The following is a 17,809-nucleotide window of genomic DNA, read 5'->3' as shown; positions in this document are numbered from 1 at the left end:
CTTTCACCGGGGCACCGGGGCCCCGTACCGTGCGCGCACGCCTTCCTCGGCGGTGCTCTCCACGATGCCGGGACACGCCCGTTCGGCCAGCGCCGCGATCGTCAGTGAGGGGTTCACGCAGAGCGAGGTCGGTACCGCCGAACCGTCGGTGACGAACAGACCCGGGTGGCCTCGTAGTTCGCCGCGTTCGTCGAGCGCCGAGGTGGCGGGGTCGTCACCCATCCGGCAGGAGGCGAGAGGGTGTGCGCTCACGGACCCGGCGGCGTTCTCGCTCCAGGGCCGCACCCGCGCAAGACCGTCGCGTTCCAGCACCGCGCGGGCCTCGGCGTCCGCGGCGGCCCAGCCGCGCAGGGTGTTCGCCGTCGGCCGGTACGAGAGCGTGGACAGGCAGAGCGATGTGGCCACGCGCGTCGAGCTACCGGTGGGTGGCGGCGGGCCGAAGACGCCCTCGTTGTCGTCCTCGGTCATGGCGAGCACGGAGAGCCACGACGGCCAGCGTGCCCGCAGCTCCTTCTTGCGGACGCCGAACCAGCTCGTCGCCGGGGCGTCAGTGGCCTGGGCCAGCAGGTCGGTGATGCCGGGGAAGTAGATCTGCTGAAGGGAGAAACGGGTGAACTCCGCCGTTGCCGGGTCGAGCCGGTCGTACGACATGGAACCAATGGGCTTCCCGATGGGGAAGCCCTGGTACGGGATGCCCGGTGCGCGCTCGAGACCGAGCAGGTCGCGCACCTTGCCTTCGTCGACGTCGGCGATGGACACGCGGTCGCCGTTGCCCGAGAAGTAGCGCCCGACGGCCTGCGGGACGCCGCCGAGCAGAGGAGCCGAGCGCTGCAGCAGCACGGGGGTGGCCAGAGCGCCCGCGGCCAGCACCACGGTCTTGGCCTCGATCGCCCCTGCACCGACCGGCAGCCGGTAGTCGCCGGCGTCGAGCCGCGTGTACGAGACGCGGTAGCGGTAACCGGGTGTGGTGGCAGGCGCGATCGTCTGCACCTCGTGGAGTGGGCGGATCTCGGCGCCGTGCGCGGTCGCGGCGGGGAGGTAGTTCAGCAGCATGGAGCGCTTGGCGTCGAAGTGGCAGCCGTTCAGCATCCAGTTGCAGTTGGTGCAGCGGGCCAGGTCGACGGCGACGGGCACAGGGTTGCAGGTGCGGCCCGCACGATCGCACGCTGCCGCGAACAGGCCGCCGGGGTAGGGCACTTGGTCCCAGCTCTGCTCGGCCACGGGCAGGGCCTCCTCGACCCGGTCGTACCACGGGTCGAGTGCCGCACGCGTCAGGGTCGAAGGCCACAGGCGGTGGCCCAGACTGCCGCGGCGGTCGAAGACGAAGCCAGGGGCCCGCAGCGAAGCGGCGAAGTAGACCACGCTGGACCCGCCGACGCAGTTGCCGGCGACGACGGTGATGCCGTCGCCCTGCACGAGGTCGACGATCCGGGTGTAGCCGCCCAGACGCAGGTCATGGGTGAAGTCGGGGGCGGTGAGGTGCGGTCCGCGTTCCAGGATCACCACCTCGGCGCCGCCCGCGGCCAGATGGTAGGCGGGGATGGCGCCCCCGAAGCCGCTGCCGATGACCAGCACGTCGGTGCGTTCGGTGACGCTCATGCGGGGTGCCCTCCGACGGTGGTGAGCGGATGTTCGGAGGCGAGCCTTCTGCCGTACGAGTAGTCGGGGAAGCGCCACAGTCCGTCGGCGCCGGGCGCCGGGAAGCCGATCCAGACCAGGCCCGGGTGGCGTTGCCGGATGGCTACGGCGGTGTGCAGGTGGGCCGCGGTGTCGAAGGCCGCGGCGGCGAAGAGTGCGAGCAGCACGTACAGCTGCCGGTCCGGGGCGCCGGGTGTGAGCAGCTCTCCGGCGAGCGCGGTGCGATCGGTGAACCGCAGCGCTACGAACGGAGGTTGAGTGGGCGGCAGGACCCGGCCGTGGGTGGCCGCGTAGGCGAGGGCGCGGGTGTTCACCAGCAGCGCCAGCTCGGGCAGCAGCACACCGATGCCGAGATCGGGAAGGTTGAGCAGCTCGACGGCCCCCGCCTGTACGGCGCCGGGACCGGGGGCCGCCCCGGCGACCGCCATGTCACCGCCGTACCTCTTCTCGCCCGGGACCATGGTGTCCGCAAACGCCTCCAGCGTGGCGGTCGTCGGGTCGGGCAGCGCAAGGGAAGCGGGCTGCGGCCCGGCCTGGGCCACCGGGACCGAATCAGGCACAGGGCGAGCGGAAGGCGTGGCCTCGGCGGTCAGCTCCCCTGCTCGCAGGGCGGCGACGGCGGCGGTCAGCCCGACGAGCAGCCGCCGCCGAGTGGGACGTGCGGGTGGTTCGCTCAACACAGTCCGCTCACCGGCAGCCGCACCGCCAGACCCGCCGCGTCGCGTATGAGCGCGTCGGCGAGCCGGGCGTCGTACGGCCGGATCACCTCCGCGGCGTCCTCGGCCCGCGCTGGCTGCCCGGCGACGGTGATGTTGCGTACCCTCGCCGCGGCGCTGCCCTCCGCCTTGTCGAACCAGTAGCTGCCGTCCCAGCCGACCAGTTCGGTTCCGCCTGCCGTGGCCTGCACGCTCCAATGGTCCAACTGCCAGTAACGGCACGCCGGTACGGCGAGCGCGAAGCGCGCGGGCTCGGCCAGCAGAAAGCGTGCCGCGCCGCCGTTGGCCACGGTGATGTCCCGCTTGGCGTACTCCACGCACAGCGGGTCGGCGCCGAACAGGGAGAGCGGCGGCGTCTCACCCTCGCCGTAGCGGTGGAAGGCGCACGTGGAGGCGTACGAGGGGTCGGTGTAACCGCCGACGCCTGGTTCCGCAGCCGCGGCGGAAGCGGCGGGGAGCAGGGCGGCGGCTGCCGCCAGCACCGCGCCGAGGACGGTGAGGCGGACGCCTGTCGACAGGGAGCCGAGGGTGTTCGTCGTGTGGCGGAGTACGGACACAGCAGGACCTTCTTCACGTCCCAGCCCTGATGGGCGGCGGTTACCGGCGGTCACATGCAGTCAGCATCCTGATCGCTGCACGCTGTCGGCGCAAGGGATGGGACGGAGGTGATTCCCGGTCGGTGGAGAGGCAGGACGTCGGCACAGGACCCGGATCCGCGAAGCGTGCGTGCCACCGGGACAACGGCGCCGGAGCAGATGCGTACGTCGCCGCGCGAGGCCTCCATCAAGCGATCACCGCACCATGGAGGCCGACGGTGGGAGTCCGTTCTCCGCGCCACGCACGGGTGCGCCGAGCCCCTCGGCGGGCGCCGGTGACGGCTACTCGACGGCCACCGGTCCGTCACCGGTGCGGTGGAGCGGACCCGCTTCGGCCCGGACCGGGGAAAGACCACCGTCAAGGGCAGCCGGATGGCCGACGTCCGATGCCCGGCGGGCCGATGAGCAGGGCGAGACGGCCGGGGACCGGACGTGCGGCCGTTTTCCTGCACCCGGATGTGCGAGGCGTTCCGTCAGGTGCGACGTATGAGGATGCTGATCGCGTTGGCGCAGACGACGGTTGCCATGCCGGCCCACTCGATCCAGCCCAGGTTCTGCCCCAGGACGATCCATCCGACCACGGCCGCCAGGACGGGGTTGACGCTCATGAACAGACCGAAGGTCTGCGCAGGCACGTGTCGCAGGGTGAACAGGTCTGCGAGGTACGGCACGGCTGAGGACAGGACACCGGCGGCGACAGCGCAGGCGGCGGCCCCCACGGTCGGCGGATGCTGTACGACGATGACGAGTCCGACCGGCAGGAACCCCAGGGCGGAGAGGCCTGCGGCGGCCGCCGATCCCTCCGCTCCGGCGATGCGGCGGCCGACGGTGCGGTTGAGCAGGATGTAGGACGCCCAGCAGACGGCGGCCAGCAGCCCCAGACCCATCCCGACGTAGTCGGCGGAAGGTTGCGGACGCATCAGGGTGACGACGCCCGCTGCGGCGATCACCGCACAGATCGCGTCCACGCGGCGGCGTGAGGAGGCCAGGGCGATGCCGAGCGGTCCGAGGAACTCCAGGGTCACCGCCAGCCCGAGACCGATGCGGTCGATGGCGCTGTACAACGACAGGTTCATCGATCCGAACACCAGCGCCAGCAGCAGGACCGGCCACCACTGACGCCAGGTGAAGGACCGCGGACGGGGCCGGCCGACGGCCAGCAGGACGATCGCGGCGACGTACTGGCGTGCCGCGACGACACCGACAGGTCCGAGGACGGGGAAGGCCAATGAACCGATCGCGGCGCCGGTCTGGTTGGAGAGCCCGCTGCCGAACATGGCGGCCATACCGGCCAGGCGCTTTCCGTCAGGCCCCGGGGAAGGGGGCGCCGCGGCAGTGTGGTGCGCGGGTGCTGCTGAGCCTGCGGGAGCTGCTTGCATGCCCCGATCGTGCGACCACACGCCTCTTGCACAAAATGCATGGGTCGATCCATCTATACGCTTGAGTCATGGATGTGGAGCTGCGGCAGTTGCGCTGTCTCGTCGCGATCGTCGACGAGGGCAGTTTCACCGATGCCGCCCTTGCGCTCGGTGTCTCCCAGGCGGCCGTGTCCCGCACGCTGGCCTCGCTCGAACGCGCCCTGGGAGTAAGGCTCCTGCGGCGCACCTCCCGCGAGGTGACTCCGACCGCGACCGGGCTGCGCGTGGTGGCGCAGGCCCGACGCGTGCTCGGCGAGGTGGCGGATCTCGTCCGGGAGGCCACGTCGGGCCACGCCCGGGTGCGGATCGGATACGCCTGGTCGGCCCTCGGTCGCCACACGCTTGCCTTCCAGCGACGCTGGAGCGGTGCGCACCCCGAGACCGACCTGCAGCTCGTCCGCGTCAACTCCGGTACCGCCGGGCTGGCGGAGGGCGCCTGTGATCTCGCCGTGGTGCGCAGGGCGCTGGACGACCGCCGCTTCGACTCCGCCATCGTGGGACTGGAGCGGCGTCTGTGCGCCATGGCCGCCGACGACCCCTTGGCCAGGCGCCGCTCGGTCAGGCTCTCCGACATCGGCGGGCGCACTTTGCTCATCGACCGGCGGACCGGCACCACCACCACGGAGCTGTGGCCACCGGACTCCCGCCCGTCGACCGAGGACACGCACGATGTCGACGACTGGCTCACCATCATCTCCACGGGCCGCTGTGTGGGAATGACGGCGGAATCCACCGCCAACCAGTATCCGCGTCCCGGCGTCGTCTACCGGCCGGTGCGCGACGCCGAGCCGATCGCCGTGCGGCTCGCCTGGTGGCGGGACGACCCGCATCCCGCCACTCAGTCCGCGATCGAACTGCTCACGGCGCTCTATCGCACGGGGTGAGCCCTCGCCGCGAGGCCCGGAGATCGCGATCAGCGGCCCGGACGCTACGACGCGCGGCTGCAGCCGTCGGCGGAAGGCATGCACTCGGGGCGCACGAGGTGGCGCATGGTCATGTCCTACTCGTCCGGGTCCCAGGCCAGGAGCAGGTCGAAGAGGCGTCGGTCGCGTCGAGCTTCGGGGAGTCCACCGGAACACGGTCGTACAAGGCCAGGAGCAGCTCGCCGGCCGTGCCCCGGAGGGAGGCGTCGGCCGCGTCCGGGTCCTCGCCGGCAGGAGTGGCCGGCACGGTGCCGGGCGCGTGGCGTCGGCCGCGCCCTCGGACGGCGCGGTGCCCTCACTCCGAAACGATCAGCGGGTCCGGGCGGTCAGAAAGCGGTCCAGCCACAGCCGCAGCATCTCGTCGTCGAATGCGGGGTCCTCGCGCAGCACGCCGGTGAGTGCCAGGCCGCGGTGCAGGACCAGCAGTGATTCGCAGAGCAGGGGGAAGTCCTCGCGCGCCGCTGTCTCCGCGCCGAAGATGTCGGCCATCACCGCACGCTGGGCCGCCCCCACGTCCCGCTCGGCCGGAAGCAGCGCCGCCCTGAGGTCGGCGTCGGTGCGCGCCGCCAGCCACAGTTCCAGGCCCGCGAGGAAGTACGGGCCCGACATCGCCGTGCGCAGCAGGGCGAGCCCCTTCTCGCGGCTCTGTGCGCCGCCTTCCGTCTCGGCGCGGATGTGCGCGAGTCGCAGCTCGGCGACATGGTGGGTCGCGGCCGCCAACAGATCGGCCTTCGAGGCGAAGTGGTGCAGCAGCGCGCCGCGGGAGACGCCCGCCCGCTCCTGTACCCGCTGGGTCGTGGTGCCCGCGAAACCGTGCTCGACCAGACAGTCGATCGTGGCATCGAGGAGGCGCTGGCGGGTCTCCTCCCGGCGTTGTTGCTGGGTGCGGCGTGGAGCGGGCATGGCAGCGAGCGTACGGCAGCACAGGGAACCAACAAACAGTCTGGACGGACTGTATGTGACGGGTCTATCGTCCGGCACATGCTTGCCGTAGACCTGGTTCGCCGCGGCGCCGCGCGCCCCGCGGGACGTACCGCCGTGCATTTCGTCTACCCACGCGCGGTCGGGGACGCCCTCGCGAGCCACCCCGCGGTCGGGCAGAGCGCCGTTGTCGGTGCCACCGACGCGACCTGGGTCGAGGCCGTCACCGCCTTCGTCACACTGCGGCCCGGGGCCGCTGCGCCCGAAGCGGCCCTGCGCGATCATGTGCGTGCGCGGCTGGCCGGCTACAAGGCGCCGAAGAGAGTTCACTTCGTCGAGACCATCCCGTACTCGCCGGTCGGAAAGATCCTCCGCCGGGACCTGCGCGACCCCCTGTGGGAGGGAAAGTGACGACCGGACACCCCGCCGTACGTATCGAGCGCGACGGCCCCGTCCTCACGGTGATTCTCAGCCGCCCAGAGGTCCGTAATGCCGTCGACGGGCCGACCGCCGATCAACTCGCGGACGCTTTCCGCGAGTTCGACTCAGATCCGGACGCATCTGTCGCCGTGCTGTGGGGCGAGGGCGGCACCTTCTGCGCCGGAGCGGACCTCAAGGGCATCGGCACGGAACGCGGCAACAAGGTCCGCGGCGAGGGCGACGGGCCCATGGGACCCACCCGGATGCGACTGAGCAAACCGGTCATCGCCGCGGTCTCCGGCCACGCGGTGGCCGGCGGCCTGGAACTCGCCGCCTGGTGCGACCTGCGGGTCGCCGAGGAGGACGCGGTCTTCGGTGTCTTCTGCCGCCGCTGGGGCGTGCCCCTGGTGGACGGCGGCACGGTGCGGCTGCCGCGCCTGATCGGTGAGAGCCGTGCGATGGACCTGATCCTCACCGGCCGCCCGGTCGCGGCGACGGAGGCGTACGACATCGGACTCGCCAACCGGATCGTGCCGACCGGTGAAGCACGTCGCGCGGCGGAACAACTCGCCCGGGAGATCGCCGCGTTCCCCCAACTGTGTCTGCGTCACGACAGGCTCTCCGTCCGCGAACAGCACGGACTGTCCGAGCAGGACGCACTGGCGGCCGAGTACCGGCACGGCCTGGTTCCGCTGACCGCCGGGGAGACCCAGGCCGGTGCGGACCGGTTCGGCGGCGGTGCGGGACGCCACGGGTCGTTCGACGAGTGAGCCGAAACCCGGCTGACACCGGAAACGGGCTCGTCCTAGGCTCGCCGGATGACGACACCCAGCTATCCGGACAAGCCCCGCCCCGGCGACCGTATCGCCGTCATCTCGCCGTCCTCCGGGCTCCCGGGAATTCTGCCACTGCCCTACGAGCTGGGACTGCGCAGACTCCGCGACGAGTTCGGGCTCGAGGTGGTGGAGTATCCGACGACGCGCACCATGGGGTCGACCCCGGCCGAGCGGGCCGCCGACATCCACGCGGCGTTCGCCGACCCCGAGATCAAGGCGGTGATCGCCAGCATCGGTGGTGACGACCAGATCACCGTCCTCCCACACCTGGACCGCGAGCTGCTGCGCGCCAATCCCAAGCCGTTCTTCGGGTACAGCGACAACACCAACCTGCTGGCCCTCCTGCGGAACCTGGGCATCGTGGGCTATCACGGCGGGTCGGTGATGGTCGAACTCGGACGCCCCGGTGCGATGCACCCGCTGACCGCTGACTCCTTGCGAGCGGCCCTCTTCACCCGTGGCACCTACGAACTGACTCCCGCCAAGGAGACCGACCACGTCAACCGCCGCTGGGAGGATCCCCGGACCTTCGACGCGGAGCCCGAGATGCGACCCGCCGACGCCTGGATCTGGCACAACGCCGACCGGGTCGTCGAAGGGCCCGGCTGGGGAGGCAACCTGGAGATTCTGGCGTGGCTGCTCATGGCCGACCGCGAGATCATGCCGGTCGGCGACTACGCGGGCAGCGTGCTCTTCCTGGAGACGTCCGAGGAGATGCCCTCTGCCGACGAGGTCTACCGGATTCTGCGGAGCATGGGGGAGCGTGGGCTCCTGCAGCAGTTCTCCGCGCTGATCATGGGGCGGGCCAAGTGCTGGTCGTTCGCACAGCCGCTCGGCGCCGAGGAGGGGGACCGGTTCCGTGCGGAGCAACGGCAGGCGGTTCTGCGCGCGTTGAGCGAGTACGCCCCCGACGCGATGGCCGTCCTCGATGTCGACCTCGGCCACACGGACCCTCAGCTGGTGATCCCGTACGGCGGGAACATCCAGGTCGACGGGACCGCCCGCCGTATCGTCGTGACCTACTGAGGCGCTGCCCGCAGGTGGGCGTCCCCGCCGGTCAGGTACGGCGGAGGGGCCGTGCGCGGAGCGCGGCGGAACATCGCCGTGAACGCACCGGGTGTCGTGACAGTCGCCCGCGCGCGGTGGACCGGTCCGCGGTGCCCGGCACGAGCGACGCTGCCACGGCGGCTGCGCTGATCATCGCGGTCCCGCCGCAGCGTCGCCTGTTCGGGTTCGAGCACATGTCTTGTGGGAGCCCGGAATTGGAGTGCAGGGCCATGGGAGCTTCATACGTACGCCTGAACTGAACGCGCGCGCCTACGGACCGGGGCGGCCCGTCACCTGACGTGCCTGACAGCGGGGTCGAGCGGGTCGGTGGGCACCGCGATCAGGCAGGTGTCGGCCGACGCCGCCGCGGGCCGCCGTTACTGTCACACATTCCGATGCTGATACCGGCACGGGGTGCGGCGTCGATCCCGTTCGGCGCTCTGCATCTCGCTGCGTCGGCCGGGCGGTTGGTCCACCAGCGACCGGAATCCCCGTGGGAATGTCCAAGGTGCACGCGCGCGCATGTCGCAGCGGCGCACGCCTTGTAGCGGACCGATGTTGATGCCTGAGCGGGCGAACTCACCGGGAATTCGGCCGACTTCTCGTGTGGCGAACATTCCGCCAGGTGTGGCAATGAGGCCGTCTCATTCAGATCATCAGACTCTTGACCATGTCGATCGCCCTTGTCGGCGGACGAATTGCCGGTCTGCCTGCTGAAGAATCCGGTGTCACCCAGAGATTCGAGTCATCGACTTCAGGTGAATGACGCCGCTGGATGCGTACGTTCGGGTGGTCTGTACGCCCTAAGTCCCTGACGAATCGTGACGCCATAACGGTCACCTCGTAACTTTGGTGACAATGGCGGAGGTTCGGAATCCGGTCTCTCCGGCACCGCCCTCGGGCGCCCGTGTCAGCCGTTCGGTATCGGCCGGATCCATTCCATCCCATCCCGCACCGACTCCATGAGATGTGACCAAGTGAAACGTAGGCGATTGTGGACAGGGATCGCAGCAGCGGCCGTGGTTGCCGCCGGGGCAGCAGTCTGGGCGGTTCTGTCCCAGCCGGCCGCCACGGAATCCGAGGCCAAACCAGCGGCCCGGGACGTCTCGGAGGCGCAGACGCTTCTGAGTGCCGGCCTTATGCAGTCGCAATACCAGGATTTCTCCGGTGCAGCCACCAGCTTCAAGCGGGTGGTGGCCCTGGATCCGCACAACAAAATCGCCTGGTACAACCTGGGCGTCATCGCGCAGCGGGACGGCAAGAAGGCTGATGCCCGCGAAGCCTATGACAAGGCGTTGAAGATCGATCCGTCGTTCGACTCCGCCCTTTTCAACGAGGCGCTACTGCTCAAGTCGAGCGAGCCCGACCGCTCCATCAAACTCCTGAAGCGTGTCGTCGCCCACAACTCGAAGGCTTCCACGGCCTACCTGCACCTCGGGGAGGCCCTGGCGAAGAAAGGCCGCGACGACGAGGCCCAGGACGCATTCAGCCGCGCCGTTGCGGCCGACCCCAAGCTGCTCTCCTTCGTACCGGAACCATTCCAGGATTCCGCAAGCCCATCACCGTCAACTAGCCAAGCAGGTACTGCCGAATGACGTCGACTGCGACACCGAGGTTCTCCGTCTTCACCCCCAGCCACAGGCCGCGATTCCTCGATGAGTGCCTCACCACCTTGCAGGCACAGACCTGTTCGGACTGGGAGTGGATCGTCCTGCTCAACAACGGCGCCCGATGGCGACCGGAGTTCCCCGACGAGCGTGTCCGTGTGGAGATCGCGGACGACGTCCACGGCGTCGGGGCCGCCAAACGAAGGGCCTGTGAACTGGCACGAGGGGAGATCCTCGTGGAACTCGACCACGACGATCTTCTGGCGAAGGCGTGTCTGGCGGAGCTCGCCAAGGCGTTCGACGCCAATCCCGAGGCCGTCTTCGTGTACAGCAACACCGCGCAGATCACCCAGGACGGGGGGCGGGACGAGAGCCGGTTCAACAAGGAGCACGGCTGGCAGTACGAGGATGTGAGCGTCGACGGCCGTCGGCTGCTGCAGGCTCTGTCCATGGCTCCGACGCCGCACAACGTCTCGTACATCTGGTACGCGCCCAACCACGTGCGGGCGTTCCGCAAGGATGTCTACGAGAAGGTCGGCGGATACGACGCCACCCGTACGGTCCTGGACGACCAGGACCTGATGTGCCGTCTCTTCCAAGCCGGCGACTTCCACCACATCCCTCGCTGCCTGTACCTGCAGCGGATCCACCCCGCGAACACGCAGCGCGATCCGGAGATCAACGCTCACATCCAGCGCGAGACGGTCGCCCTGTACGACAAGTACATCGAGGCCAACGCCCTGGCCTGGACCCAGCGCCACGGGCTGTTCGCGCTGGACCTCGGTGCGGCCCACCGGAAGCCGCCCGGCTACCTGGGCGTGGACCAGTACCCGGGAGAGGGCGTCGACATCGTCGCGACCCTGCCCGGGAAGCTCGACCTGCCGGACGGCTCCGTCGGCCTGCTGCGGGCGGTGGACTTCCTCGAGCACGTGCCCGCGAAGGTGCCGCTGATCAACGAGCTCTACCGGCTGCTGGCACCCGGGGGCATGCTGCTCACCATGACCCCCAGCTCCGACGGCCGCGGCGCGTACCAGGATCCGACACACGTGTCCTTCTACAACGAGAACTCCTTCTGGTACTACACGGACAACCAGTACCGGACCTTCGTGCCCGAGATCCAGGCCCGGTTCCAGAACTCACGGCTGGTCACCTACTACCCGACCGACTGGCACTCCAGGAACAACATCTCCTACGTCGTGGCGAACCTCATCGCGGTGAAGGAAGGCGCCGCACGATGCGGCGGACCTCTGAAGGTCTAGGACCGTCCCAGGACATGTCCGAGGCGCCCGGCCGGAGCTGAGAGCTCTCGCCGGGCGCCTCTTTGCCCTTCGACGCGGTCGGGTGATAGCGCTCCAGAGGGGCCGGGCCATGCACTTGTCGCTCTGCAACTCGGTCCGGCACAACGACAGGACCGGGTCCTGGGTGCGGATGCGGCGGTGGGGCCTCTCGCCGGGCCCTGAGCGCCGTCCACGCCGCTCAGGGCCCGGCATCTTGCCGGCGGGCAGGGGCTGTTGCTGCGGTCGCGTGCAGCCGTCGCACGAAAAAGCAGACGGTGCCCCGAGGCAAAGCCTCGGGGCACCGTTACGCACTCCCAGGTGAAGCGGACAGCCGGGCCGCACCACCGCTCACATGGGGGTCATGTCATGCCTCGCTGTGGCAGATCGCGAAGGAGGTGAGCGAGTCGGTGATGAGGCCGACGGTGGCGGTGGTCTGCCAGCCGGTGGCAGGGCCGGTGCCGGTGAACACCGGTGCGTTCTGCGTGACGTTGACGGTGACCGCGTCGGTGTTGTACCCGCCGCCGACAGCAACGTCGCCGGGGTCGCACAGCGCCGTCGACTCGACATTCAGGAGACCGGTCGCGACGTTGCCGGTCACGACGTAGGTGTCCAGCGTCGATGCGCCCTGGACGCCCTGGCTACCCTGCACGCCCTGGGCGCCCTGTGAGCCGGTGGTGCCGATGGGGCCCTGCGGACCAGTTGCGCCCTGTGGGCCCGTGGCGCCGTCCACACCGTCCACGCCGGGCTCACCCTGGATGCCCGGGGTGCCCTGCGGACCGAGGGGTCCCTGAGCACCCGTTGCACCCTGAGTACCCGTTGCTCCCGTTGCACCCTGGGCACCCGTTGCGCCCGTGCCACCCTGGGGGCCCGGCGCCCCGTCCAGGCCATCGACGCCGTCCACGCCATCGACGCCGTCAACGCCCGGTTCGCCCTGGGGGCCCTGCGCGCCGTCATCGCCGTTGAGGCCATTTGCGCCGTTGGCGCCGTTGACACCGTTGGCGCCGTTGAGGCCGTTGGCGCCCTGTGCGCCCTGTGCGCCCGTGCTGCCCTGGGGGCCCTGGGCGCCGTCGGCGCCGTCCACGCCGTCGATACCGTCCGCGCCCGCGTCACCCTGGGGGCCCTGGGCGCCGTCGGCACCGTCGGTACCGTCGGTGCCGTCCACGCCCGGGACACCCTGTGCGCCCGGGCCGCCCTGGGCACCCTGTGCGCCGTCCACGCCGTCGGCGCCGTCGGCGCCCTGGGCACCCTGTGCGCCGTCCACGCCGTCCACGCCGTCGGCACCGTCAGCGCCCTGGGCACCCTGTGCGCCGTCCACGCCGTCGGCACCGTCAGCGCCCTGGGCACCCTGTGCGCCGTCCACGCCGTCGGCACCGTCGGCGCCCTGGGCACCCTGTGCGCCGTCCACGCCGTCGACGCCGTTGATGCCCGGCACACCCTGGAAGCCCTGGGGGCCCTGGGGGCCCATCGGGCCACCGACACCGCCACCGGCGGGGCCCTGAGTACCCTGCGGGCCCTGAGTGCCCACGCCCGGCACACCCTGCGGGCCCTGCACGCCGTCCACGCCGTCCTCGCCCGGCACACCCTGGGGTCCCTGCGGGCCGACCTGGCCGCGCGGTCCCTGCGGGCCTCCTTGGCCCCGGGGGCCCTGCGGGCCACGGTCGCCGTCGCGGCCGTCACGGCCGTCGTGGTCACGGTCGGCACTGGTGGCGCCGTTCGGGCCCGGCAGCCCCATGCTGCTCTCTGTGCCGGACCTGTGGATCGCGTCGGCGATCGCCGCGGTGCTCGGGACGACATTGAGCACAACGGCAAGGGTGCCCGCCGAAACCAGTGTTGCGGTTTTGATGCGGGAGCTTCGGATCGTTTTACGGCTCACCTAGGGAACCTTCCTCACGGAATTTGGAGTGACCACACCGCGTGCGGGCGCACTCGATAAGCGCGGTTTATTTGCATGCGCGTCACGTCGCTGACAGCCACGGACACAGGCATACTTCACTCTCAGTGATGGAACGTGTGCGGTCGGTTCCGTGTCGGGAGTAAAGATCACCCAAAGGGAGGCGAATTGCCGTAGGCACCATCTTCCTGTCGTATCTATGCGCCCGATGAGGCGGAACTGTCGGCCTCTCCTGTCGGGTTCGGCGATCTTCAGTCCGATCTCGGTGCAGGTCGCGAGGGTGTGCTGCGCCGATGGGCTCCCTCGTCTCCCCCTGTGCGGCGGAAGCCGCGCTGCACGGTTCGCCGGGCGGGGATGCGCTTCACGACGCCATCGGACGCGGTGGTCGGTGGCCGCCGCGAGCCCCGCGCTAGGCACCGGGGCACGAAATGGGTGTGTGGGGTTCTGTGACCTCCCGATGGCTTCCGGTGCGGTAGTGATTGGCAACAGTGAAGAGTGCAAAAGATCCGGCCCCTTCGCCGAGCGGCGGCGGGAAGGTGGTTCCGGATCACTTTCCGTGCCGCGGTCGCAGGGGTGCTCGCCGTGTGGCGCGGACCCCGCAGTGCGTTGGCTCGGCGGCGGGATGTTTGGTCCGACCACATGCCGTGCGTGACATAGTGAGACGAAGAGGCTGAGGCAGGGGGTGGACGGTGCCCGTCGAGTGGCAACCCGTACGGCAGTCCCGTACGCATGAGCTCGTGCTCCAGAGCATCGAGGAGCGGGTTTTCGCCGGAGAACTCAAGGCCGGGGACCGGCTGCCGCCCGAGCGGGAGCTCGCGCCGGTCCTCGGGGTCAGCAGGTCCGCTCTGCGTGAGGCGCTGCGGGTGCTGGAGACGATCGGAGTCCTCGTCGCCCAGCCCGGCCGTGGCCCGGACGCCGGGGCGCGGATCGTACGCAACCCCGACGGCGCCCTCGGCCGGCTGCTGCGGCTGCACTTCGCCCTCGGCAGCTACAGCCTGGAGGACGTTCTGGAGGCGCGCGTCGTGCTGGAGCGGTCCAGCTTCGAGGCGGCCGCCACGCATGCTTCCGCGGAGGACCTCGACGAGGCGGAGCAGTTGCTCGTACGGATGGCGGAACCGGACGTCGGCGTGGCCGAGTTCAACGATCTGGACACCCGGTTCCACGTCCAGATCGCGCGCAGTTCCGGCAATGAACTGACCTCCACGCTCACCTCCGCCGTGCGCGAGTCCGTGCGTCCGCTGATCCTGCGCGCATTGGAGGAGGCCGAGGACTGGCCGGCCACGGCGGCCGGTCTCAATGCCGAGCACACCGAACTCCTGCGGTTGGTGCGCGCGGGCAAGGGGGCGAAGGCGGCCGGTCTGGTCGAGCGTCACATCCGCAGCCTGCACGGCACGCTGGTGGACGAGAAGTCGTAGCCGCGACATGACGGCAACCAGGGGACGGTGCGACCGCGCACCGTCCCCTCGCCATGTCCTGGCCCTCTTCACGTTCCGGACCGAGACTAGTATGGTCCGACCATATAAAGGCCAGAGAAACGATCGGAGAGGCCCCATGCGTATCGGACTCTTCGCCACCTGTCTGGGAGACACGCTCTTTCCCGAGGCGGTGAAATCCACCGCGGTCCTGCTCGCCCGCCTGGGGCACGAGGTGGTGTTCCCGCCGGAGCAGACCTGCTGCGGCCAGATGCACGTCAACACCGGCTACCAGCGCGAGCCCGTCCCGCTCGTACGGAACTTCGCCGAGCAGTTCGGCGACGCGTCGATCGACGCCGTCGTCATGCCCTCGGGATCCTGCGCCGGATCGGTCCGCCATCAGCACGAGATCATCGCCGAGCGGTACGGGGACGCGGCGCTGCGCGCGGGCGTCGCCACGGTCAAGTCCAAGACCTACGAGCTGTCGGAGTTCCTCGTCGACGTCCTGGGCGTCACCGGTGTCGGCGCGTACTTCCCGCACCGCGTCACGTACCACCCCACCTGTCACTCCTTGCGCATGTTGCGCGTGGGGGACAAGCCCCTGAAGCTGCTGCGGGCCGTCGACTCCATCGACCTCGTCGAGCTTCCCGAAGCCGACTCCTGCTGCGGTTTCGGCGGCACCTTCGCCCTGAAGAACGCCGGGACATCGACCGCGATGCTCCAGGACAAGATGCGCAACATCGCCACCACCGGGTCCGCCGTGTGCACCGCGAACGACTCGTCCTGTCTGATGCACATCGGCGGCGGACTCTCCCGCATCAAGTCGGGCACCCGCACCCTGCACCTCGCGCAGATCCTCTCGTCCACCCGCACCTCGCCGTACGTCCTGACGGAGGCCGTCCGATGAGCAGCACCTTCCTCGGCATGCCCGCCACCCCGCCCCGCTCCCCGTACGGGACGGGCCATCTGCGCGGCGACCGGACGTTCCCCGCGGCCGCCCACGACGAGCTGCGCAACGAACAGCTGCGCCGCAACCTCGGCAAGGCCACCCGTACGATCCGCGCCAAACGCCTCGACGTCACCGGAGAACTTCCCGATTGGGAGCAGCTGCGCGACGCCGGCTCGGCCATCAAGACCGACACCATGAACCGGCTCCCCGAACTGCTGGAGCAGTTGGAGCGGAAGGTCACCGAGCGCGGCGGCACCGTCCACTGGGCGCGCGACGGCGTCGAGGCCAACGAGATCGTCGCCCGGCTCGTCCGTGCGACGGGATCGAAAGAGGTCATCAAGGTCAAGTCGATGGCCACCCAGGAGATCGCCCTCAACGAGCACCTCGAATCGATCGGCATCACCCCGTACGAGACGGACCTCGCCGAGCTCATCGTGCAGCTCGCCCACGACAAGCCGTCTCACATCCTGGTGCCCGCGATCCACCGCAACCGCGACGAGATCCGGCAGATCTTCCTCAAGGAGATCCCCGGTGTGGATCCGCGGCTCGACAACGTACCCGCTCATCTGGCCGCCGCGGCACGCGCCTATCTGCGCGAGAAGTTCATGACGACGAAGGTGGCCGTCTCCGGCGCCAACTTCGGTATCGCCGAGACCGGCACGCTCTCCGTCGTCGAGTCCGAGGGCAACGGCCGGATGTGCCTGACCCTGCCCGACACCCTGATCACCGTCATGGGCATCGAGAAGGTGCTGCCGCGCTATCAGGACCTCGAAGTCTTCCTGCAGTTGCTGCCGCGCTCGTCCACCGGGGAGCGGATGAACCCGTACACCTCCATGTGGACGGGGGTGACGCCCGGCGACGGTCCGCAGGACTTCCATCTGGTCCTCCTCGACAACGGGCGCACCGCCGCGCTCGCCGACCGGATCGGGCGCGAGGCGCTCAACTGCATCCGCTGCTCGGCCTGTCTGAACGTCTGCCCGGTGTACGAGCGGGCCGGCGGCCATGCGTACGGATCGACCTACCCCGGCCCGATCGGCGCCGTCCTCACCCCTCAGCTCGCCGGGATGCACGCCGCCAAGGACGACCCCAACAGCTCGCTGCCGTACGCCTCCAGCCTCTGTGGCGCCTGTTTCGACGCCTGCCCGGTCAAGATCGACATCCCCTCGCTGCTGGTCGAGCTGCGCCACCAGCACACCGAACAGTCCGGTACGACGACGCAGAAGCTGGCCATGAAGGCGGCGGCCGGCGTGATGAGGAGGCCGAAGCTGTTCACGGCCGCGCAGAAGGCCGCCGGGCTGGGGCGGGTCCTCGCCGGGCGGGACGGGCAGATCTCGCACCTGCCGCCCCCGCTCAACGGGTGGAGCGACAGCCATGACACCGCGGCGCCGCCGAAGCAGTCCTTCCGCGCCTGGCTGGCGTCGGACGAGGGCGCCGCGACCATGAGGGCCGCCGCCGAGGACGGCAGGAACCAGCAGCAGGAGGAGAAGTGACGACCGCTCGCGAAACGGTGCTCGGCCGGATCCGGGATGCCTTGGCTCTCGCGCCCACCCCCGGCACGGCTGTCCCGCGCGAGTACCGGACCGGCCGCACACTCCCCGACGACGAGCGCCTCGCGCTCTTCACCGACCGGCTCGTCGACTACAAGGCACAGGTGCACGCCTGCACCGGCGACCGCACCGCCGAAGTGATCGCACAGGTGCTGCGGGAGCGTGGTGCCCGGAAGATCGGGGTGCCCGCGGGGCTCGACGAGCGGTGGCTCGAGGCGTACGACGGGGAGATCCAGCAGGACTGCGCCGACATCCCGGCGCCCCGGCTCGATGCGCTGGACGGTGTCGTCACGGGGTCGGCCGTCGGCTGCGCCGAGACCGGCACGATCTTCCTCGACGGCTCGCCCGACCAGGGGCGACGGGCGCTGTCGCTCGTCCCCGACCTGCACGTGTGCGTGGTGGATCTGTCGGCGGTCGAGGTGGGGGTGCCGGAGGCGGTAGGCCGGCTGGTGCCGGAGCGGCCGACGACCCTGATCAGCGGACCGTCGGCCACCTCGGACATCGAGCTGGAGCGGGTCGAGGGCGTGCACGGCCCGCGGTCGCTGGTGGTGGTCGTCCGCGTCGACGCGTAGGGAGGTAGGGCGGGGTCGTCCGCCGGCCGGCCATGGAGC

At 70.1% G+C, this 17,809-nt stretch carries 16 protein-coding genes; 10 read left to right on the top strand and 6 right to left on the bottom strand.

Features of this window, described 5'->3' with window-relative positions; translation table 11 throughout:
• Window positions 1-3 precede the first annotated feature (3 nt).
• From OG963_RS09110 to OG963_RS09095, 4 genes are all read right to left on the bottom strand, one after another.
• Window positions 4-1,599, bottom strand: a complete 1,596-nt coding sequence (locus OG963_RS09110) for a GMC family oxidoreductase N-terminal domain-containing protein (protein ID WP_371798739.1) — start codon at window positions 1,597-1,599, stop codon at window positions 4-6.
• Window positions 1,596-2,099: a DUF5987 family protein gene (locus tag OG963_RS09105; protein ID WP_256223384.1), complete on the bottom strand. Its 504-nt coding sequence runs from the start codon at window positions 2,097-2,099 to the stop codon at window positions 1,596-1,598. The genes OG963_RS09110 and OG963_RS09105 overlap by 4 nt, the downstream gene beginning before the upstream one ends.
• Window positions 2,100-2,311: 212 nt before the next feature.
• Window positions 2,312-2,911, bottom strand: coding sequence for a hypothetical protein (locus tag OG963_RS09100; protein WP_093769990.1), 600 nt, complete (start codon window positions 2,909-2,911; stop codon window positions 2,312-2,314).
• A 512-nt stretch (window positions 2,912-3,423) separates the two neighbouring features.
• The gene (locus tag OG963_RS09095) at window positions 3,424-4,236 is read right to left on the bottom strand and encodes a DMT family transporter (RefSeq protein WP_256223361.1); all 813 of its coding nucleotides are present in this window, start codon (window positions 4,234-4,236) and stop codon (window positions 3,424-3,426) included.
• A gap of 161 nt (window positions 4,237-4,397) precedes the next feature.
• On the opposite strand from OG963_RS09095, the gene OG963_RS09090 reads away from it, so the two are divergent.
• Window positions 4,398-5,252: a LysR family transcriptional regulator gene (locus tag OG963_RS09090; RefSeq protein WP_093769992.1), complete on the top strand. Its 855-nt coding sequence runs from the start codon at window positions 4,398-4,400 to the stop codon at window positions 5,250-5,252.
• Between the two features lie 348 nt (window positions 5,253-5,600).
• Here OG963_RS09090 and OG963_RS09085 read toward each other — a convergent pair whose 3' ends face one another.
• The gene (locus OG963_RS09085) at window positions 5,601-6,194 is read right to left on the bottom strand and encodes a TetR/AcrR family transcriptional regulator (protein ID WP_093769993.1); all 594 of its coding nucleotides are present in this window, start codon (window positions 6,192-6,194) and stop codon (window positions 5,601-5,603) included.
• Window positions 6,195-6,272: 78 nt separating this feature from the next.
• Between OG963_RS09085 and OG963_RS09080 the strand changes: the two genes are divergently transcribed.
• From OG963_RS09080 to OG963_RS09060, 5 genes are all read left to right on the top strand, one after another.
• Complete coding sequence (locus OG963_RS09080; protein ID WP_093769994.1) at window positions 6,273-6,623, top strand: hypothetical protein; 351 nt, start codon at window positions 6,273-6,275, stop codon at window positions 6,621-6,623.
• Window positions 6,620-7,402 carry a crotonase/enoyl-CoA hydratase family protein gene (locus OG963_RS09075; RefSeq protein ID WP_093769995.1) on the top strand — a complete coding sequence of 261 codons (783 nt, stop codon included), beginning with the start codon at window positions 6,620-6,622 and terminating at the stop codon, window positions 7,400-7,402. Before OG963_RS09080 ends, OG963_RS09075 begins: the two co-directional genes overlap by 4 nt.
• A gap of 48 nt (window positions 7,403-7,450) precedes the next feature.
• Window positions 7,451-8,494, top strand: coding sequence for a S66 peptidase family protein (locus OG963_RS09070; RefSeq protein ID WP_093929259.1), 1,044 nt, complete (start codon window positions 7,451-7,453; stop codon window positions 8,492-8,494).
• Between the two features lie 1,040 nt (window positions 8,495-9,534).
• Window positions 9,535-10,110, top strand: coding sequence for a tetratricopeptide repeat protein (locus OG963_RS09065; RefSeq protein WP_176901988.1), 576 nt, complete (start codon window positions 9,535-9,537; stop codon window positions 10,108-10,110).
• A complete protein-coding gene (locus OG963_RS09060) occupies window positions 10,107-11,381 on the top strand; it encodes a glycosyltransferase (protein ID WP_030923889.1) in 1,275 nt (424 codons plus the stop codon). Before OG963_RS09065 ends, OG963_RS09060 begins: the two co-directional genes overlap by 4 nt.
• 382 nt (window positions 11,382-11,763) lie before the next feature.
• On the opposite strand, the gene OG963_RS09055 is transcribed toward OG963_RS09060, so the two are convergent.
• Window positions 11,764-13,200, bottom strand: a complete 1,437-nt coding sequence (locus OG963_RS09055; RefSeq protein WP_371798738.1) for a collagen-like protein — start codon at window positions 13,198-13,200, stop codon at window positions 11,764-11,766.
• A gap of 779 nt (window positions 13,201-13,979) precedes the next feature.
• Here OG963_RS09055 and OG963_RS09050 point away from each other — a divergent pair.
• From OG963_RS09050 to OG963_RS09035, 4 genes are all read left to right on the top strand, one after another.
• The gene (locus OG963_RS09050; RefSeq protein WP_093769998.1) at window positions 13,980-14,705 is read left to right on the top strand and encodes a FadR/GntR family transcriptional regulator; all 726 of its coding nucleotides are present in this window, start codon (window positions 13,980-13,982) and stop codon (window positions 14,703-14,705) included.
• A 136-nt stretch (window positions 14,706-14,841) separates the two neighbouring features.
• Window positions 14,842-15,609, top strand: a complete 768-nt coding sequence (locus OG963_RS09045) for a (Fe-S)-binding protein (protein ID WP_093769999.1) — start codon at window positions 14,842-14,844, stop codon at window positions 15,607-15,609.
• Window positions 15,606-17,141 (top strand): lactate utilization protein B, encoded by a 1,536-nt coding sequence (locus OG963_RS09040; RefSeq protein ID WP_093770000.1) that lies wholly within the window; start codon window positions 15,606-15,608, stop codon window positions 17,139-17,141. Before OG963_RS09045 ends, OG963_RS09040 begins: the two co-directional genes overlap by 4 nt.
• Entirely contained in the window at window positions 17,138-17,770 is a 633-nt protein-coding gene (locus OG963_RS09035; protein ID WP_093770001.1) for an LUD domain-containing protein, read from the top strand. The genes OG963_RS09040 and OG963_RS09035 overlap by 4 nt, the downstream gene beginning before the upstream one ends.
• Window positions 17,771-17,809 lie beyond the last annotated feature (39 nt).

Origin of the sequence: Streptomyces sp. NBC_01707, from assembly GCF_041438805.1 — a bacterium.
GTDB lineage: Bacteria > Actinomycetota > Actinomycetes > Streptomycetales > Streptomycetaceae > Streptomyces.
Note: the sequence above shows the minus strand (reverse complement) of the source record. Positions and strands in the feature narration are given on the sequence as shown.